A 17,751-nucleotide genomic window follows, 5' to 3' on the forward strand; every position below is an offset into this window, starting at 1 on the left:
ATGCAGGAATTGCGTTACATCTTGGTTGCCCTGGGCGGTATTGCCATCGCGGCATTGCTCATTCACGGGTTGTGGAGCAACAGAAAGAATCGTCAGGCACCGATCAAAGAGAAACCTCTGGGCCGGATGGAATCCAAATCACGGGATCGTGACAACGACGCCTTCGACAGCGATGGCATCGGTCAGGTGCGAGTGGTCAGCGGTGGCCGTCGTGCCGAGCCCAAACTCCACCATGATGAGCCCCGCCAGCCGGAAGTCAGCCGTCGTGCGCCTGCGCCCGCCTTCGATGATGAAGATGACGACGCCGATCTGCCGCCGCCCGTGGTACGCAAGCCTGCCGCCCGCCCCGTGCCGCCGCCCCCCGTCTATGAAGAAGACGAGGAGGAGTTCGAGGAGCCGGTTGCCGCAGCCGTCGAGGAAGTGCCTGCCGCGCCGGTGCGCAAGCCCGCCCAGGTCATTCGCCGTACCCCGGTTCACCGTTCCCGTCCCCAGCGCGAGCCGCTGCTGCAACCGCTGGACGAAGAGCCGCTGGTCGAGCCCGCCTACGCGACCGCACCCACTTTCGGTGCCCGCGAGCCGGCCCCGGTCGCCGCACCCGAATACCAGGCGCAGCCCCGTCATGCAGCCCCCGAGCCTGCCTACGAGGAGCCCGTCTATGAAGAGCCGGTACGTGCCGCGCCGGTCGAGAAGATCTGGCAGGATGTCTATGTCATCAACCTGATGGGCCGTCCGGGTCATGATCTGCAAGGGGCCACCCTGCTCTCTTCCCTGCTGGCGCTGGGCTTCAAGTTTGGCGAGATGGATATTTTCCACCGTCACGAAGATCCGAATGGCAAGGGAGAAGTGCTCTTCTCCATGATCAACATGGTCAAGCCGGGCACCTTCAATCCGTACCGGATGGAGCAGTTCGCCACCCCGGGCGTGTCGCTTTTCATGCAGCTGCCGCTGCGCAGCAACGCTGCGTTTGCCTTTGAGGACATGCTGCAGGCCGCCGATCAGCTGGCCAGCGATCTCGATGCCATGCTGACGGATATGGATCGCAGCCCGCTGAGCGACGAGACCATCGCCCGTTACCGGCATGAGCTGGCCGCCTACGAGGCCAGTCGCGACTAATACGCCATGCGGGTCTAATGAATAAAAAGTGCGGTACCCAGGTGCCGCATTTTTATTGGTCCGCTGGCCGGTTTTTCCATCACACTTCGAGACTTTTTCATGAGCGATATCCTCTCCCGCCACCGTCAACTGTGTGAGCTGCTGATCGAGTACGGTCATCAGTACTATGTGCTGGACAACCCCACGGTGCCGGACGCCGAATACGATCGCCTGATGCGTGAGCTGATCGTGCTGGAAGCCGAGCACCCCGAGCTGAAGACGCCGGCCTCGCCGAGCGTACGGGTGGGCGGCCAGCCGCTGACCGCCTTCAAGCAGGTGCGCCACGAGATCCCCATGCTGAGCCTGGACAACGTGTTCAGCGGCGAGGAGCTGCAGGCCTTCGAGCAGCGCATGCGCGATCGCCTCAAGCGGGAGGTGAGCTTTACCTTCTGCTGCGAGCCCAAGCTGGACGGTCTGGCGGTGAGCCTGCTCTATGTGGCTGGCCAGCTGGTGCAGGCCGCCACCCGGGGCGATGGCACCACGGGTGAGGAGATCACCGAGAACGTGCGCACCATCAAGGCCATTCCCTTGTCCCTGCGTGGCGAGGGCTGGCCGGCCCGGCTGGAAGTGCGTGGCGAGGTGTTCATGCCCAAGGCGGGGTTCGAGGCGATGAACGCCAAGGCGCTGGCCGCCGGCGAGAAGGTGTTCGTCAACCCGCGCAATGCCGCCGCCGGCAGCCTGCGCCAGCTCGACTCGCGCATCACCGCCAGCCGCCCGCTGGCCTTCTACGCCTATGGCGTGGGGGTGGGTGGCGAGCAGCTCGGTGGCTCTCACTTCGGTCGCCTCAATCAGCTCAAAGAGTGGGGGCTGCCGCTCAGTCCCGAGGTGAAGCTCAAGGAGGGGGCCGCCGGTTGCCAGGCGTTCCACGACGACATCCTGGCGCGCCGCGGCGAGCTCCCCTACGAGATCGACGGCGTGGTCTACAAGGTGGATGCCATCCCCCTGCAGGAGGAGCTCGGGTTTGTGGCGCGGGCGCCGCGCTGGGCCACCGCCCACAAGTTCCCGGCCCAGGAGGAGATGACGGAGCTTGAGAACGTCGAGTTCCAGGTCGGCCGTACCGGCGCCGTGACCCCGGTGGCCAAGCTCAAGCCGGTATTTGTCGGCGGTGTCACAGTCTCCAACGCCACCCTGCACAATGCCGACGAGATTGAGCGCCTTGGCGTGATGATCGGCGACACCGTGATCGTGCGCCGGGCCGGGGACGTGATCCCGCAGATCGTGGCGGTAGTGGAGGCGCAGCGCCCGGCGGATGCCCGCGCGATCCTGTTCCCGACCGAGTGTCCGGTGTGCGGCTCGGCGGTGGAGCGGCTGGAGGGAGAGGCGGTGACCCGCTGCTCCGGCGGCCTGTTCTGCGAGGCGCAGCGCAAGGAGGCGATCAAGCACTTCGCCGCCCGCCGTGCCATGGACGTGGACGGCCTTGGCGACAAGATAGTGGAGCAACTGGTGGACAAGGGGCTGGTGAAGACCCCGGCGGACTTGTTCAGCCTCAACGCCATTCAGCTGGCCGGGCTCGAGCGGATGGGGCAAAAGTCGGCCCTCAATCTGGTGGCCGCCATCGATGCGGCCCGCAGCACCACGCTGCCCCGCTTCCTGTTTGCGCTGGGGATCCGCGAAGTGGGGGAGGCGACCGCCTTGAACCTCGCCAACCACTTCCTCACTTTGGACGCCCTGCGCGCCGCCTCGGTGGAGCAGTTGCTGGAAGTGGCCGACGTGGGGGACATAGTGGCCAAGCACGTCTACTACTTCCTGCGCCAGCCCCACAACATCGAGGTGCTGGAGGCTCTGCTGGCCGCTGGTATCCACTGGCCTGCCATCGAGAAGAAGGAGGCAAGCGAGCAGCCCTTTGCCGGCAAGACCTTCGTGCTGACCGGTACCCTCACCACGCTGTCGCGCAACGACGCCAAGGCAGCGCTGCAGGCGCTAGGGGCCAAGGTGGCGGGCTCGGTGTCGGCCAAGACCGATGTGCTGGTAGCGGGGGAGGCGGCAGGCTCCAAACTGGTCAAGGCCCAGGAGCTCGGCATCACAGTCTGGAGTGAAGAGGAGCTGCAACAGGCGTTGCAGGGCTGAGTCGCAGCTTCAATCAGATAAACAAAGAACCCGGCATGGCCGGGTTCTTTGTTATGGGGGCACTGATCAGTGCTCAATCACGCCAGAGGATCTTGTAGCGCCACTTGTCCGGCAGGGTGAGTTGCCAGCGGGCCAGTTCGCTCTTGCTGAACACATACTCGCCACGCAGGGCGGCGCGCGGTGCCAGGGTTTTGGGCTGGGCACCCGCCAGGATGGCGTTGACCAGCTCGGCCGCCTTGGCCCCCTGATCGCGGCCATCCAGCACCAGGCCACCGATGGCCTTGCCCTTGCCCACCGAAAATTCCCAGAAACAGAACAGCGGCACCGGGCTGTGGGCGCTGGTCCACTCCAGCAACCTGTTCTCATCCACATGGCGGCCCTGTTCGTCGCTGAGGGTGTGGTAGAGGCCGATAAAGATGGCTTCATAACCACTCTGTTTGGCATTGAGCACGGCCTCCTGCCACAGGCTGTAGTCGCCGATGAGCTGGCTGTTGACCCGGGTCTGGCCGACCCGCAGCTCGGTCTGGGTCTTGAACTCATCCTCGATGGCGGTGAGCGCCACATTGCTCGAGTCAAACAGCACCAGTGCCTTCTTGATCCCCCCCATCAGCTGGCTCATCTCGCTGATGTTGCGTTTGAGCAGGGGGCGCTCCAGCACGCCGGTGATCTTGGGGTGGCCGACCAGCCCCTTGTGGCGCGGGTTCTCGTTCATGCCGAGAAACACCACCGGGGTGCCGAGGGAGGCGATGTCGCTGGCCAGGTAGTTGATGGCGTTGTCATCGCCGAGCACCACCAGATCCGGTTTCACCTGGCGATAGTAGGCGAGCGCCTGCTCGGCTATCTGATCGAACTCCTCGGCGGGGCGGCGTTTGGTATCCATGTAGAAGTGGCTGATGTGGTGGTCGCCCTTGAGGTTGGCGGCCAGGCTGGCGTTGTAGCTCTGATCCCACAGGTATTCGGGGTGGTAGCTGCTGATCACCAGAATCTCGGCCGCCCACAACCGCAACGGGAGGGCACACAGCAGCAGTAGCAGCAATAGCGGGTTGGTCATGTCGCTTCCCATCGAACAAGAGGAGTTGTCCTTCATTATGTCCATCTTGGTGCAAACCTGTCCCGGTCAATTACTGTCGGAAGGGAAATCTTTTTCCCTCTGGCCGGTATCGGGCGCCAGCCCGCATCAGGCTTGAATTGGGTCTTGTATGGGGCCGTTTGTGACTGGTCGGGAACTGCGCCACTCGCCTCAAAACCTGTTCTGGATCAAGAAATACGGTCACGCTTTGGTGCCTAATAGACACCACATATAGGGCTGCATTCGTTTTTAATCCCTATATGTTGTGTTATTAAGCTGTGTACAAGCTGTTCCCTTCTCATCGTCAGCCCTGGCTTGTCAAGCCTCGGCTGAATTTATTTGCGCCGAGGACGAGGCGTGGAGAAGGGGGCCAAACAAGGGTAAGCCGAGGGCGAGAGCCTGGCCTTTTTAACGGGGAAAATCCATGAAACCGGTTGTGATCAAACGTGATGGATGTCGCGCACCATTCAATGCCCAGCTGATTGCCGAGGCGGTGGGCCGAGCGGCAGAAGCGGTCAATCAGGCCAGTCCGGCGCTGGCCGAGCGCATTGCCGCCGCCGTCACCCAGGAGCTGGAAGGACGGGGGGAAGTGGACATCCACGAGATCCAGAACCGGGTCGAGAACCACCTGATGGCTTCCGACGACAAGGCCATCGCCCGTGCCTACATCGAATACCGTCACGACCGGGATCAGGCCCGCGAGGCCCGCGGCCGGCTGGCCCAGGAGATCCGCGGCCTGGTGGAGCAGACCAACGCGGCCCTGCTCAACGAGAACGCCAACAAGGACTCCAAGGTGATCCCGACCCAGCGTGACCTGCTGGCGGGCATCGTCGCCAAGCATTACGCCACCAGTCACATGCTGCCCCGCGATGTGGTGCAGGCCCACGAGAGCGGCGATCTGCACTTCCACGATCTCGACTACTCCCCCTTCTTCCCCATGTTCAACTGCATGTTGATCGACCTGAAGGGGATGCTGACCCACGGCTTCAAGATGGGCAACGCGGAGATCGACACTCCCAAGTCCATCAGCACCGCCACCGCGGTCACGGCCCAGATCATCGCCCAGGTGGCGAGCCACATCTATGGCGGCACCACCATCAACCGCATCGACGAAGTGCTGGCTCCCTATGTGACCATCAGCTGGGAGAAGCACCGGGAAGTGGCGCTGGAGTGGGGCATCGGCGATGTGGATGCCTACGCCATGGCCCGCACCGAGAAGGAGTGCTATGACGCCTTCCAGTCGCTGGAGTACGAGGTGAACACCCTGCACACCGCCAACGGTCAGACCCCGTTCGTCACCTTCGGCTTTGGCCTCGGCGACAGCTGGCAGTCACGCCTGATCCAGCGCGCCATCTTGAGCAACCGCATCGCCGGCCTTGGCAAGAACAAGAAGACCGCCGTGTTCCCGAAACTGGTGTTCGCCATCAAGGATGGCCTCAACCACAAGCAGGGCGATCCCAACTACGACATCAAGCAGCTGGCGCTGGAGTGCGCCTCCAAGCGGATGTACCCGGACATCCTCAACTACGACCAGGTGGTCAAGGTGACCGGCTCCTTCAAGACCCCCATGGGTTGCCGCTCTTTCCTCGGTGCCTACGAGGAGCACGGCGAGCTGGTCCACGAAGGGCGCAACAACTTAGGGGTGGTAAGCCTCAACCTGCCGCGCATCGCCCTGAAATCCCGCGATGAAGCGGACTTCTGGGACAAGCTGGACGCCGCCCTGCGGGTAGCCAAGACCGCACTGATGTACCGCATCAAGCGCCTCGACGGGGTCAAGGCCCGGGTCGCGCCCATCCTCTACATGGAAGGGGCCTGCGGGGTGCGCCTGAAGGCGGACGACAATGTCAGCGAGATCTTCAAGAATGGTCGCGCTTCCATCTCCCTTGGCTACATCGGGGTACACGAGACCATCAACGCCCTGTTTGGCGATCAGGTGCATCTGTTTGACAGTGCCGAGCTGCAGCAGAAGGCCATCGCCATCATTGCACGGCTCAAGGCGGCCACCGACGAGTGGAAGGAGGAGACCGGCTACGGCTTCAGCCTCTACTCCACCCCGAGCGAGAACCTCTGCTCGCGCTTCTGCCGCATCGACGCCAAGGAGTTTGGCGTGGTGGCGGGGGTGACCGACAAGGGCTACTACACCAACAGCTTCCACCTCGACGTGGAGAAGCAGGTCAATCCGTATGACAAGCTGGACTTCGAGGCGCCCTATCCGCCCATCGCCAGCGGCGGCTTCATCTGCTACGGCGAGTACCCCAACATCCAGCACAACCTGGAAGCGCTGGAGAACGTCTGGGACTACAGCTATGACAAGGTGCCCTACTACGGTACCAACACCCCCATCGACGAGTGCTACGACTGCGGCTTTACCGGCGAATTCGAGTGCACCTCCAAGGGCTTTACCTGCCCGCGCTGCGGCAATCACGACCCGGCCAAGGTGTCGGTGACCCGCCGTGTCTGCGGCTACCTCGGCAGCCCGGATGCGCGCCCCTTCAATGCGGGCAAGCAGGAAGAGGTGAAGCGCCGCGTCAAACATATGTAGGCCGAGCCCTCACCCTAGCCCTCTCCCAAAGGGAGAGGGAACCATCCGAGGTGCTGTTGGCGCCGCTTTGCACCCTTCTCCCCTCGCGGGAGAAGGGCTGGGGATGAGGGGCCGCAATAGAGAGAGAAGATGCACTACCACCAATACTACCCGGTCGATGTGATCAACGGCCCCGGTACCCGCGCCACCCTGTTCGTCTCGGGTTGCGAGCACCAGTGTCCCGGCTGCTACAACCAGAGCACCTGGCGGCTCGATGGCGGCAAGCCGTTCGATGAGGCGATGAGCGATCGCGTCATCGCGGATCTCAACGACACGCGCATCAAGCGGCGCGGACTGTCGCTCTCCGGCGGCGATCCGCTCCACCCGGCCAACGTGCCCCAGGTGCTGGCGTTGGTGCGGCGGGTGCGTGCCGAGTGCCCCGGCAAGGACATCTGGTGCTGGACCGGCTATCTGCTTGGCGAGCTCAGCCCGGCCCAGCGCGAGCTGGTGGCCTTGCTGGACGTGCTGGTGGACGGCAAGTTCGAGAAGGGGCTGGCGGATCCCGGCCTGCTCTGGCGCGGCAGCAGCAACCAGGTCATCCACGACCTCAACGCCTGGCGGGAAGGGGGTGAGCGCATTACCTGTCTGGTTTGCAGTTGAAGCCAGGGATGTTTATGGTTAGCCCATTGCTATCCCTGTGACATCGTTGACGAGGAAATCCGAGATGAACAATCTGCTCAAGATCCTGCTGGCCATCTTTCTGCCCCCGGTCTGTGCCTTTCTTCAGGTGGGCTTCAGCCTGCATTTTCTGATCAACATAGTGCTGACCCTGCTCGGCGGCCTGCCCGGCATGGTGCATGCGCTCTGGCTGGTGGTCAGCGACAAGCGCGGCTGACGTTGAGCCGCTTTGCCAAAAGCCAACCCGATGGGGTTGGCTTTTTTTATGCTGCTCAAACGGGTTCCGATTGTTACAGTAACGGGCCGGCAACCCTGCCGGGGAGGGGTGACCCCTCTGGTCTGACTCAACAAGGAGTGTTGAATGGGTTTGAAGGTCTTGCTGCTGGGCACTGTGCTCGGTCTGTTGGGGGGCTGTGCCAGCCCCAGTCCTACCGTGAAACTGAACCAGCCGCCGCTGGAGGTGACCATGGCGGAGCTTGGCAAATATTGGGTGCAGGATGGCGAGGTGCCCCCGTTTGAACCGGTGGGTGGCGCGCCAGCCAAGCTGCCCGTCAAGGGCTATGTGGAGATCCGTTATCTCATCGACTCCAACGGCAATCTGTTCAGCCCAGAGATTGTGGCCTCGGAGCCGCCCGGTGTGCTGGACCTGATCGCCCTGTCGGGACTGGCCAAGACCCGCTATCGAGTGTCGGAGCAGAACCCGCAGGCCATTCCGGTACGAGTGGTGGGTCGCTACGAGATTGAAGTGGAGTAATGAGCAACCCCGGCCAGGCCGGGGTTGCTGTTTACTGCTGCTTGCAGTCGTTGTAGACGCTCTGCCACTCGCCATCCTTGTCGCGCATTTCGACAAAGCCTTCATCTCCCTTGTTCCACCAGACGGCCTCATGGTCGTCGGTGTAGCGGGCGCCGGAGGCGGAAACGCTCTGCGGCAGGGTGTAATCCTTGCCGTCTGGCAGCGCCAGCTTGACGAAGTTCAGGCTCTGATCGGAGAGGGCGAAGTAGCGTACCTGCACCCGTTGGCCCTGTTCACACAGATAGGTGACGGGGTCGCCACCGGTCACGCTCAGGGTGCCGGCGCCGCGTTCGCAGGCGCTCAGCAGGGTCAGGCTCGTGATGCCCAGCAGCAGAAGGTTGGCGTGCTTCATGTTGATTCTCCATCGGTGTCATCCGGGCGTGATCCTAACAGCTTGCCAAAGGGGCGCAATGCGCCTCGACCCGGCTTGCGTCGATATGCGTCCATGGGCGTCAAAAGAAGCGCTAATGAGCAGCGGCTCAATGCAGGCCGAGTCTGGCCTCGAAGGCGCGCACCAGCGCCTCGTAGGTGCCGTTGTTGCGGATCTTCTGCAGCCCCTCCTCGAAGCGCTTGGCCATTGCCTCACCCTGAGGGTGGGCGCGAGAGAAGGCGAGCCAGAAACCGTCGGTGGAGATCTTGCCCACCTTGACCACCTTCCCGCTCAGCTGCTTTTGCTGGATCTTGAGGTAACCCGGCATCTCGTTCATCAGGATGTAGTCGACCCGGCCGCGCACCAGCATCTCAATGATCTGGGCGTCGGACTTGGCCTGGAAACGGGTGATCCTGGGGTTTTCCATGAAGTCGGTGGGGTAGGTGTAGCCGAGGGTGATGCCCACCGTCTTCTGTTCCAGCGAGGTGAGCTTGAGATCCCGGCGCGGTTCGCGGGCCAGGGCGAAGATGGCGAGATCCTCCTCGAACATGGGGGTCTCGTGCCAGAAGTACTGGTAGCGGTTCTCCTCGGTGATGGTGGCATCGAAGCAGCCGAGCACCTTGTCGCTGCGTGCCTCGTACATGCAGCGGGCGAAGGGGATGGTGCGAAACTCGACGTCGACCCCCTCGGCGGCGAAGGCAGCCTTCACCAGCTCGGGGGCCAGCCCCTGCGGCTGACCGCTCTGCTTGTCGAGGGCGCAGTAGGGGGCCCAATCATCCTCGGCGGCAATGAGCACCTGCTCTGCCCGGGCACAGGTGATCCCCAGCAGCAGAGTGATTGCCAACCAGTGGATGTATGCTGCTCGTGCCATGGTCTCTCTCCTGTTGCCGACTGCCCTAGCAAGCATAGTTGCTGGGGCTGGCCGCAGGTGCCGCCAAACGGAAGGCAAAAAAACGCCCCGGTAGGCATAGCGGGGCGAAAGGCAGCACATCCTTGAGCTAACAACAGGGGGTCAATAACCGAACCGAGTAGCCTCGAAGCGGTTAAGCAGTCGGTGGATGAGGTAACAGGCCAGCAGGGTGGCGACGATGGCAAACAAGATGCTGCTGACCCGGTAGAGGGCGCTGAACACCAGATCGTTGCCCGGCGTCAGGTATTGGCCGAACAGGATGCCGAGGGTGGTGAGGGCGCCGAAGCCGACCCCGGAACCGCTCGCCTCCTTCACGTGGGCATGGCTGAACAGCATGGCGCCGAGCCAGAGCATGGGGGCGACCAGCAACAGCAGTCCCGACCAGTCGTAGAGCACCAGCTGGCTGACCAGGCCGAAGCTCACCCCGAGCAGGGTGCCCATGGCCCGTTTGCGGGCATAGCTCAGGGCGCCGTCCCAGTGCATGGGGAAGAGCACCAGCAGGGTCGTGGCCTGGGCCGACATGGAGTCCCGCAGATCGAAGATCTGGAACACCATGAAGGAGAGGGTGGCGATGCTGGCGCCAAGCAGCGCCTCGTGCCGCATCCGGTGCGGTGCCTTGGGGGAGGGGGCCGGTTTGGGGCGCTCCTCCACGTCCGGGATAAGCGCCGTCATCAGGTAGGCGATGAGCACCGACAGCACGCTGGCCCACAGGTTGCTGAAGATGAGGTCGTTGAGATCGGTCTGCGGGTAGCTGGCAAAGTGCAGCATGATGCTGAGACTCAACACCCCGTTGGCACCGAACAGGAACAGGCTGCCCCGCGACATGGCGGCGAAGCGGTAGAGAAACAGCAGGAAGGCGATGGGAACCATCAGGCCGGGATGGCCGCCAAACAGCCCCCCCAGCAGCCCCACTTCCAGCCCGCAGACCACGGCGGCGGCGATCAGCTGGCGGGCGGCATGGCCGTTCATCACCGGCACCATGCCCAGCAGCAGTACCGGCGTGACGGTGTAGAAGACGCCGTAGTTCCAGCCGAACAGCTTGCAGAGCAGAAAGCCGGTGGTGCTGCCAAAGGCGATGCGCAGGCATTGGCGCAGTTCGTTGGCGGTGAGGGGCCTGTGCCACAAAGTCATTGCCGTCACCTCAGTAGATGTAGTGCAGCAGGCTGAGCAGGCGGATCTGGGCGCGGGCCAGCAGTCCGGTCAGGGCGTTGTCGGGCAGCAGCTGCACGGTGGCGCGGGCACCGGCCGGCAGATGGGCGGGCAGCTGTTCCAGCGCCAGGTGCAGGCGCAGACGCTGGGCGTCGCGCACCCAGCGATCCGACTCGGTGGGGCTGGCCAGGAGGCCGTTGGCATCGAACTGGCCGGCGCTGACCCCGGCATCCAGGCTGGTGACCCGGGCCGGATAGAGGCGACCCGGCTCGCCATCGAAGGCGACCAGTGCCTGGCTGTCCTGATTGACGTGGCGCAGGCTCTTCTCGCGAAAATCGGCGATCACGTCCACCTGCTCGGAGACCAGCGCCAGCAGCGGTGCGCCCGCCGCGGCGAAGCTGCCCGGCTTGAGCTGCAGGTTGGTGATGATGCCGTCCTGGCTGGCGTGCACCCGGCTGTAGGCGAGGTTGAGCTCGGCCTGGGCGAGGCGGTTGCGGGCCTGGCGCAGCAGCAGGTTGTCGTCGCCGGGCAGACCACGGTTGACCCGGGCCTGGGTCATGCGGGCCTTGCTGGCCAGCAGGTTGGCCTGGGCGGTGCGAAACGCACTGTCGGCGTCATCCTTCTGCTGCTCGGAGACCATGTGGCGGCGATAGAGGGCGTCGATGCGCTCGGCCTCCCGCAGCTTGAGGGCAGCCTGAGTCTGCAGCGAACTGAAGTCGGCGCTGGCGGCATTGAGGGTGGCATCGAGCTGGCGATTCTGCTGCTCGGCCTGGGCCAGGGCGAGGCGGGCCTGCTCCACCGCCAGTTCAAAGGGGGCGGGATCGAGCACGAACAGCAGATCGCCCTGCTTGACGTGCTGGTTGTTGCCGACGGCCACCTCGACCACCTTGCCGCTGACCTGGGGCGCCATCTTGGTCACGACGCGGGTCGCCATGGCTTGCGGGGTGAGCGGCATCTTGAGGTCGGCCAGCAGGAAGTAGGCAAAGACCAGTACGAAGGCGCCCATGGCCCATTTTATCCAGAGCTTGAATTGTTGATCCGGGGTCATTTCACTCTCTCTCTTCACTCTGTGCACTGTGCACCTATCTTGCCGAGGGCATTGGCGCAGATGCGGTGCACGATATCTTCAAACTGTTCCAGCTCCCGCTGGCTGATGCCGGCGAGCAGCTCCCGGCGTATCTCCATGATGCGATCTTCAATCTGGTCGAGCAGCGCCTTGCCGGCCGGAGTCAGGGTGACGATGCGGGCTCGCTTGTCCTGACTGCAGCAGTGGCGCTCCACCAGCCCCTGCTCTTCCAGCTGGCCCAGGGTGCGCATCAGGGAGGGCAGTTCGATCTCCAGCGCTTCGGCCAGGGTCTTCTGGCTGAGGTGGCCACCGAGCCGGCTCAGTTTCCACAGCGCCGTCCAGCGAGGATGGGTGAGGCCGAGGGGGGCCAGCTCGAGATCGGCCACGGTGCGCCACAGCCGATGCAGTCGGCCGACCCGTTCGGCGAGGGACAGCTCGCGCAGCATTTCCAGATCCTTCATCATGAGACTCTCCATTTACTTAGCTTGCTAAGCATTGTAGTTGTTTAGCAGGCTAAGTAAATAGTGTGATCGCGATCTTGTTTATGAAAATTGGAGGTAGGTTTCTTATGGATCTTGCTTGCTGGGTTTGAATGTCCTGTTGGCAGCCACCCGTGTCTGCCGCGAGCCTATTTGGGTGAACCATTCCCACCATGGGCCGGTGAAATAACCAAATCATGTCACCGAGCGTGCTGAAAATAGCCTTCGAATAGCCATGGCCGATAATGTTGGTGGCAGAAAAATATTATCTGAATTCGGCAGGCTGTTTTTTATCCACTAATATTGATGGGTCAGCTAAACAGGGAGACGATAGCTGTGGAACGATATGAATCGGGTGACCCCTATTTCTCCATCGAGAGCCTGTTGGTGGAGGTGGAATATGTTGCCGATGGCCATTATGGTCTCAGCCTGGAAAGTACCGAAATCTGTCATGAATTTGACCCTGCCAATATTCCACTGTTATTAGCCGAATAGTTTTTCGGTTGGTGTCATGAGGCCGTCATCATCATCTGATGGTCTGTTGCAGGGCCTGCTTGTATCGGCTCAAACGCTCCCCTGAGGCAGGCACGGCCTGCCATGGGCAGATCATCCTTGCGGGCATCGGCGTGATCGCCCGCCCGCAATCTTCCTGGTGTCTCTTCCGGTCTGCGGCGGTTTATCCGATTGGGATTTGCCGATCTTGAGATCGCCACGCAATCCTTGCCGGTGATCAATCGAAATAGCATCGAGCGGGGCAAGCATGGTTTCCCATTATTGAGATGTATGCCGCCCATTATTTAATCGTTATTTGATAATGGCCCCATCAAGAGCCTGTTGGCATTGAGGGATGAGGGCTCACCGGTTTGATTGGCGCGGCACAATAGTGCGCCTGAATAATGCCAATGACAGGCCGGGCGGCATCCTTTGCCAGCCATAACGTTTAAGAATTTAATGTTTTTATATGCCTTTGCAGACAGGCTAACCGACAGGGGGAAGAGAGATAGCTAGAGTGGCGCCACACCACACGCTGGAGCATAACAATGAAAAACCTCTCTACCCCACAGACCCGGATCGCGCTGTTTGGCGACCGACAGATTGCCGGCATGCCCATGATGATCTTCCTCGGGCTTGCTACCTGCGTACTCTTCTCGGGCTGGAATGGATCCTTGCCACTCGGCATGGTCGGCGCGCTGGCATTGATGTTCGTGCTCGGCACCCTGCTGACCGAGCTGGGGGAGCGCATCACCCCCATCCGTGAATACCTGGGGGGTGGCACCATACTCGCCATCTTCGGCGGCGCCGCCCTGTTTGAATACCGGATCCTGCCCGTCGAGGCGGGCCAGGTGATCATCGGCTTCATGAAGGAGGGGGGCTTTCTCAACTTCTTCATCGCCAGCCTGGTAACCGGCTCGGTGTTCGGCCTGAGCGGCGCCCTGCTGAAAAACGCCGCCATGCGCTACTTGCCGGTGATCCTGGGGGGCGTCGCGCTGGCGCTGCTCAGCGTCGGTCTGGTGGGCGCCCTGATGGGGTATGGCTTCAAGAATGCGGTGCTGCTGATCGGTCTGCCCATCATGGGGGGCGGCATGGGAGCCGGCGCCGTGCCGCTGGTGGAGATCCTCTCCGGGCCGCTGCAGATGTCGAGCGCCGATCTGCTGTCGCGCATGGTGCCGGCGGTGGTGATCGCCAACACCCTGGCCATCCTGGTGGGGACCTTGCTGGCCCGCCTTGGTCGCCGCTACCCCTCCCTGACCGGCAACGGCAAGCTGATGATAAAAGAGAGTGCCGCTGGCGTGGCCGAAGAGAAGGTGCAGGCGCCGACGCTGGAGAGCCTGGGTCTCGGGCTCTTCATCAGCTCCAGCATGTTCGTGCTGGGCTCATTGCTCGGCAACTTCATCCCCATGCATCCCTTCGCCCTGATGATCCTGGCGGTGGCCGTCATCAAGGTGAGCGGCCTGCTGCCCCGCCGTTACGAGCAGGCGGCGGCTGACTGGTACCAGTTTGTGGTCAGCAACCTGACTCCCTCTCTGCTGGTGGGGATCGGCGTCGCCTACACCAGCATCCCCGAGCTCATCAGCGCCTTCTCCGTCAGCTACTTCGTGCTGGTGCTGGTGACCGTGGTCAGCGGTGCCCTGGGGGCTGCGCTGGTGGGCCGAATGATCGGCTTCTATCCCATCGAGGCGGCCATCACCGGCGGTCTGTGCATGGCCAACATGGGGGGCACCGGTGACGTGGCAGTGCTCTCGGCGGCCCAGCGCATGACGCTGATGCCGTTTGCCCAGATCTCTTCCCGTCTCGGGGGGGCCGTCATGCTGATCCTGGCCACCCTGCTCATTTCGCTGCTGGCATAAGGAACAAGATAATGAACGACATCATGATGGGTACCAGCCTGCCCTATGCCGAGCGCAAGCGACAGGGACTGATGGGGCGCATGCCCCACAAGGAGGAGTCGCTGGCCCAGCAGCGGCGCCGCATCTACCGGCTGGTTTCGGCCATGCAGAGCCCGTTTGATCAGCACCTGCTGCTGCGCCAGCTGCAGGAGGACAACCCGGTGCTGTTCTACGAGCTGGTGCGCCACCACCTGCCCGAGCTGTTGCCCATCATCTATACCCCGGTGGTGGGGGAGGCGTGCCAGCGCCACAGCGACCTTTATCTGCGCAGCCACGGCCTCTACCTCTCCTGGCACGACCGGGACGAGCTGGATGACATCTTCGCGGCGGTGGAGCAGGAGGTGGACGTCATCGTCATCTCCGATGGCGAGCGGGTGCTGGGGCTCGGCGATCTCGGCATCGGCGGCATGGGGATCTGCATCGGCAAGCTGGCGCTCTACTCCGCTGCCGGCGGTATCAACCCGGCGCGCACCTTGCCGCTGTGTGTCGATGTGGGCACCAACAACCCCGAGCTGCTGGAAGATGACTCCTACCTCGGCTGGCAGGCGCCGCGGGTGGATGGCGAGCCTTACTACCACTTCATGGACAAGGTGGTGGCCGCTATTCGCAAACGCTGGCCCCAGGTGGTGCTGCAGTTTGAAGACTTTGCCGGCAAGCATGCCGCCAATCTACTGGCCCGCTACCGCGATGAGCTGTGCATGTTCAACGACGACATCCAGGGCACGGCGGCGGTGGCGTCGGCCTGCGTGCTGGCGGGCCTGCAGCAGGCGGGCAGTACACTGGCCGATACCCCGGTGCTGATCGTCGGGGCCGGCTCGGCCGGCTGCGGTATCGCCGCCATGCTGGCCCAGTTGGCGGGCGGTACGGAGCGGGTGCAGCTGTTTGATCAGGATGGCCTGGTCTGCCAGGACCGCGCCGGGCTCACCCCGGCCCAGCAGCCGTTCGCCCGCCCGGCGGCGGAGGCGTGCCACTCCTTGGCCGCGCTCATCGAGCGGCTGCGCCCCGGGGTGCTGATCGGAGTGAGCGGTCAGGGCGGTCTGTTCGACGAGGCGGTGTTGACGGCCATGGGGGAGGTGTGTGAGCGGCCGGTGATCCTGCCGCTCTCCAACCCCACCCGCAGCGCCGAGGCGACCCCGGCCCAGGTGTGGCAGGCGACCGGCGGGCGCGCTCTGCTCGCCACCGGCAGCCCCTTCCCGCCGGTGACGGTGGACGGGGCGGCGCGAGTGGTCTCCCAGTGCAACAACGTCTATGTGTTCCCGGGCATTGGCCTCGGGGCCAGTGCGGTCAAGGCGCGGCGTATCAGTGACGGCATGCTGCGGGCGGCGGTGCAGGCAGTGGGCGCCTATCCACTGGCCGAAGGGCGGCTGCTGCCTCCCATCGAGCAGGTGGGGGAGGTGGCCCGCGCCGTGGCGAGAGCGGTGGCACTGTGTGCCCGTGCCGAGGGGCTGGCGGATTTTGCCGGCGATCCCGCACCTTTGATTGACCAGACCTGGTGGCGCCCGCACTATTGGTCCGCGTCCTGATGTTGCAAGGCTAATCGATGAAACTGCGTCACCAACTGGTCACCCTCTCCCTGGGCCTGTCACTGCTCCTGATCGTCATCCTGGGCAGCCTGCTGGCGCTCTTTATTCGCCACCTGCTGGAAGTGAACCTGGAGGAGAAGGGGGGGGACCTGGCGCGGGTGCTGGCGGCGGACAGCCGAGTGGTACAGGCGCTGGAGTGGGGCAGCGATCCGGGTCTGCGGGACTATGTGCAGGGGATCTGCAGCCGCACCGACGCCGCCTACATGGTGGTGACCGATGAGCACGCCCGCCGGCTGAGCCACCCCTCTCCGGAGCTGGTGGGCGGTCTGTTTCGCGGCGAGGATATCTGGCCCTCCCTCAACGAGCGCAGCAGCTACTGCTCCAAGGACGTGGGCACCCTGGGGCCGGCCATTCGCTGCTTCGCCCCGGTGATCGGGGCGGACGGGCGTGCCATCGGCGCCGTGGTGGTGGGCTATCTGATGCAGACGGTGGAGGGCATCTATCTGGATCGGATCGCCCTGCTCATCAGCGCCATCGGCGCCGTGCTGGGTTGCGGCCTGTTGCTGGCGCTCTGGATCCAGCATCGGCTGCGGCGCACCCTGCTGGATCTGGAGCCGGAGACCATCGTCAACCGCTTCGTGCTGCAGGAGCTGGTGCTGGAGCACATCTCGGAGGGGGTGATCGCCCTCGACAGCCAGGGCCACATCCGCATGCTCAACAGCGCCGCCTTTTACCAGCTGCGCCTGCCCGGCACCGGTCGCCACTCCCTGCTCGGCCAGCCGCTGGCGGAGCTGTCGCCGCCGCTCGCCCCCGCCCTGACCCAGCTCGAGACCGAGCTCGGCTTCACCGTGCACGGCGAGTCGTTCATCGGGCGCTGGCAGGCGGTGGAGGGCAAGATCCCCGGTCGGCTGCTGATCTTCAGTCGCCCCGAGGTGACCGGCAGCCTCGGCATGCAGGTGACTCACCTGCGCCAGTATGCCGAGATGCTGCGGATGCAGACCCACGAGTTCGCCAACAAGCTCAGCAGCCTCTCCGGTCTGCTGCAGCTGGGCCACGTGGATCAGGCGGTGGAGCTGATCCAGCAGGAGAGCGAGGCGTGCCAGACCATGCTGCACGATCTGCTGCGGGCCATCGAGGACAAGCCGGTGGCCGGGCTCATCCTCGGCAAGTTCAGCCGGGCCCGCGAGCTCGGGGTGGAGCTGGTGCTGGATCCCGATTCGGCGCTGGGCGAGTACCCGGCAGCGGTGTCGGCGGATCTCATCACCCTCATCGGCAACCTGCTGGACAACGGCATCCGTGCCGCCTGGGCCCGGCGCAAGCAGTGTCCACCACGGGTGCTCATCTCCCTCAACGACTTCGGGCGCCGGCTGGTGATCGAGGTGGAGGACAGCGGCGAGGGGGTGGACGAGGCGCTGGCGGACCATCTGTTTGATTACGGCATCAGTCGCCAGACCGGCGATCACGGTGTCGGCCTGTTCCTGGTCAAGGAGACGGTGGCCAGGCGAGGGGGTGTGATAGAATGGCGCCGCACCGCCGAACAGACGACTCTGTTCGGTATCTACTTGAATAAAAACCAATTGGTGTGAT

The 17,751-nt window shown here is 63.6% G+C and carries 16 protein-coding genes; 10 read left to right on the top strand and 6 right to left on the bottom strand.

The genetic code is table 11. The annotated features are described in order from the left end of the window. Complete coding sequence (zipA, locus tag AHA_RS06190) at nt 1–1,113, top strand: cell division protein ZipA (protein WP_011705144.1); 1,113 nt, start codon at nt 1–3, stop codon at nt 1,111–1,113. A gap of 99 nt (nt 1,114–1,212) precedes the next feature. Beyond that, nucleotides 1,213–3,219 (top strand): NAD-dependent DNA ligase LigA, encoded by a 2,007-nt coding sequence (gene ligA, locus AHA_RS06195; RefSeq protein WP_011705145.1) that lies wholly within the window; start codon nt 1,213–1,215, stop codon nt 3,217–3,219. Nucleotides 3,220–3,292: 73 nt separating this feature from the next. Here ligA and AHA_RS06200 read toward each other — a convergent pair whose 3' ends face one another. Next, nucleotides 3,293–4,270 (bottom strand): ABC transporter substrate-binding protein, encoded by a 978-nt coding sequence (locus tag AHA_RS06200; protein WP_011705146.1) that lies wholly within the window; start codon nt 4,268–4,270, stop codon nt 3,293–3,295. Nucleotides 4,271–4,712: 442 nt separating this feature from the next. Between AHA_RS06200 and nrdD the strand changes: the two genes are divergently transcribed. The 4 genes from nrdD (at nt 4,713) to AHA_RS06220 (ending at nt 8,241) form a co-directional block, all read left to right on the top strand. Further along, nucleotides 4,713–6,830 carry an anaerobic ribonucleoside-triphosphate reductase gene (gene nrdD, locus AHA_RS06205; RefSeq protein WP_011705147.1) on the top strand — a complete coding sequence of 706 codons (2,118 nt, stop codon included), beginning with the start codon at nt 4,713–4,715 and terminating at the stop codon, nt 6,828–6,830. Between the two features lie 129 nt (nt 6,831–6,959). Beyond that, nucleotides 6,960–7,469 (top strand): anaerobic ribonucleoside-triphosphate reductase-activating protein, encoded by a 510-nt coding sequence (gene nrdG / locus AHA_RS06210; RefSeq protein WP_011705148.1) that lies wholly within the window; start codon nt 6,960–6,962, stop codon nt 7,467–7,469. A gap of 64 nt (nt 7,470–7,533) precedes the next feature. Further along, nucleotides 7,534–7,704 carry a YqaE/Pmp3 family membrane protein gene (locus AHA_RS06215; protein WP_005303354.1) on the top strand — a complete coding sequence of 57 codons (171 nt, stop codon included), beginning with the start codon at nt 7,534–7,536 and terminating at the stop codon, nt 7,702–7,704. A 144-nt stretch (nt 7,705–7,848) separates the two neighbouring features. Further along, nucleotides 7,849–8,241: an energy transducer TonB gene (locus AHA_RS06220; protein ID WP_011705150.1), complete on the top strand. Its 393-nt coding sequence runs from the start codon at nt 7,849–7,851 to the stop codon at nt 8,239–8,241. A 31-nt stretch (nt 8,242–8,272) separates the two neighbouring features. Here AHA_RS06220 and AHA_RS06225 read toward each other — a convergent pair whose 3' ends face one another. The 5 genes from AHA_RS06225 to slyA all read right to left on the bottom strand — a co-directional run bounded on the left by AHA_RS06225 (nt 8,273) and on the right by slyA (nt 12,239). After that, nucleotides 8,273–8,632: an MliC family protein gene (locus AHA_RS06225; RefSeq protein WP_011705151.1), complete on the bottom strand. Its 360-nt coding sequence runs from the start codon at nt 8,630–8,632 to the stop codon at nt 8,273–8,275. A gap of 127 nt (nt 8,633–8,759) precedes the next feature. Then, nucleotides 8,760–9,521, bottom strand: a complete 762-nt coding sequence (locus tag AHA_RS06230; RefSeq protein ID WP_011705153.1) for a substrate-binding periplasmic protein — start codon at nt 9,519–9,521, stop codon at nt 8,760–8,762. Between the two features lie 141 nt (nt 9,522–9,662). Next, on the bottom strand, nt 9,663–10,691 hold the full coding sequence (locus AHA_RS06235; RefSeq protein WP_011705154.1) for a DUF2955 domain-containing protein: 1,029 nt from the start codon (nt 10,689–10,691) through the stop codon (nt 9,663–9,665). Between the two features lie 10 nt (nt 10,692–10,701). Next, nucleotides 10,702–11,757, bottom strand: coding sequence for an HlyD family secretion protein (locus AHA_RS06240; protein ID WP_011705155.1), 1,056 nt, complete (start codon nt 11,755–11,757; stop codon nt 10,702–10,704). 14 nt (nt 11,758–11,771) lie between these two features. Further along, nucleotides 11,772–12,239, bottom strand: coding sequence for a transcriptional regulator SlyA (gene slyA, locus AHA_RS06245; protein WP_011705156.1), 468 nt, complete (start codon nt 12,237–12,239; stop codon nt 11,772–11,774). 318 nt (nt 12,240–12,557) lie between these two features. On the opposite strand from slyA, the gene AHA_RS06250 reads away from it, so the two are divergent. The 4 genes from AHA_RS06250 to AHA_RS06265 all read left to right on the top strand — a co-directional run bounded on the left by AHA_RS06250 (nt 12,558) and on the right by AHA_RS06265 (nt 17,750). After that, nucleotides 12,558–12,749 carry a hypothetical protein gene (locus AHA_RS06250; RefSeq protein WP_011705157.1) on the top strand — a complete coding sequence of 64 codons (192 nt, stop codon included), beginning with the start codon at nt 12,558–12,560 and terminating at the stop codon, nt 12,747–12,749. A gap of 545 nt (nt 12,750–13,294) precedes the next feature. After that, nucleotides 13,295–14,602: a 2-hydroxycarboxylate transporter family protein gene (locus tag AHA_RS06255; RefSeq protein WP_011705158.1), complete on the top strand. Its 1,308-nt coding sequence runs from the start codon at nt 13,295–13,297 to the stop codon at nt 14,600–14,602. 11 nt (nt 14,603–14,613) lie between these two features. Then, complete coding sequence (locus AHA_RS06260; RefSeq protein WP_011705159.1) at nt 14,614–16,164, top strand: NAD-dependent malic enzyme; 1,551 nt, start codon at nt 14,614–14,616, stop codon at nt 16,162–16,164. Nucleotides 16,165–16,181: 17 nt separating this feature from the next. Further along, entirely contained in the window at nt 16,182–17,750 is a 1,569-nt protein-coding gene (locus tag AHA_RS06265) for an ATP-binding protein (protein ID WP_011705160.1), read from the top strand. Nucleotide 17,751: the final 1 nt, after the last annotated feature.

It is taken from the genome of Aeromonas hydrophila subsp. hydrophila ATCC 7966 (genome assembly GCF_000014805.1).
Classification (GTDB): Bacteria; Pseudomonadota; Gammaproteobacteria; order Enterobacterales; family Aeromonadaceae; genus Aeromonas; species Aeromonas hydrophila.

What these genes read in the sequence shown, in the direction of transcription:
- zipA (WP_011705144.1), top strand. Translation starts at nt 1, where the DNA reads ATGCAGGAATTGCGTTACATCTTGGTTGCCCTGGGCGGTATTGCCATC.
- ligA (WP_011705145.1), top strand. Translation starts at nt 1,213, where the DNA reads ATGAGCGATATCCTCTCCCGCCACCGTCAACTGTGTGAGCTGCTGATC.
- AHA_RS06200 (WP_011705146.1), bottom strand. Translation starts at nt 4,270, where the DNA reads ATGACCAACCCGCTATTGCTGCTACTGCTGCTGTGTGCCCTCCCGTTG.
- nrdD (WP_011705147.1), top strand. Translation starts at nt 4,713, where the DNA reads ATGAAACCGGTTGTGATCAAACGTGATGGATGTCGCGCACCATTCAAT.
- nrdG (WP_011705148.1), top strand. Translation starts at nt 6,960, where the DNA reads ATGCACTACCACCAATACTACCCGGTCGATGTGATCAACGGCCCCGGT.
- AHA_RS06215 (WP_005303354.1), top strand. Translation starts at nt 7,534, where the DNA reads ATGAACAATCTGCTCAAGATCCTGCTGGCCATCTTTCTGCCCCCGGTC.
- AHA_RS06220 (WP_011705150.1), top strand. Translation starts at nt 7,849, where the DNA reads ATGGGTTTGAAGGTCTTGCTGCTGGGCACTGTGCTCGGTCTGTTGGGG.
- AHA_RS06225 (WP_011705151.1), bottom strand. Translation starts at nt 8,632, where the DNA reads ATGAAGCACGCCAACCTTCTGCTGCTGGGCATCACGAGCCTGACCCTG.
- AHA_RS06230 (WP_011705153.1), bottom strand. Translation starts at nt 9,521, where the DNA reads ATGGCACGAGCAGCATACATCCACTGGTTGGCAATCACTCTGCTGCTG.
- AHA_RS06235 (WP_011705154.1), bottom strand. Translation starts at nt 10,691, where the DNA reads ATGACTTTGTGGCACAGGCCCCTCACCGCCAACGAACTGCGCCAATGC.
- AHA_RS06240 (WP_011705155.1), bottom strand. Translation starts at nt 11,757, where the DNA reads ATGACCCCGGATCAACAATTCAAGCTCTGGATAAAATGGGCCATGGGC.
- slyA (WP_011705156.1), bottom strand. Translation starts at nt 12,239, where the DNA reads ATGATGAAGGATCTGGAAATGCTGCGCGAGCTGTCCCTCGCCGAACGG.
- AHA_RS06255 (WP_011705158.1), top strand. Translation starts at nt 13,295, where the DNA reads ATGAAAAACCTCTCTACCCCACAGACCCGGATCGCGCTGTTTGGCGAC.
- AHA_RS06260 (WP_011705159.1), top strand. Translation starts at nt 14,614, where the DNA reads ATGAACGACATCATGATGGGTACCAGCCTGCCCTATGCCGAGCGCAAG.
- AHA_RS06265 (WP_011705160.1), top strand. Translation starts at nt 16,182, where the DNA reads ATGAAACTGCGTCACCAACTGGTCACCCTCTCCCTGGGCCTGTCACTG.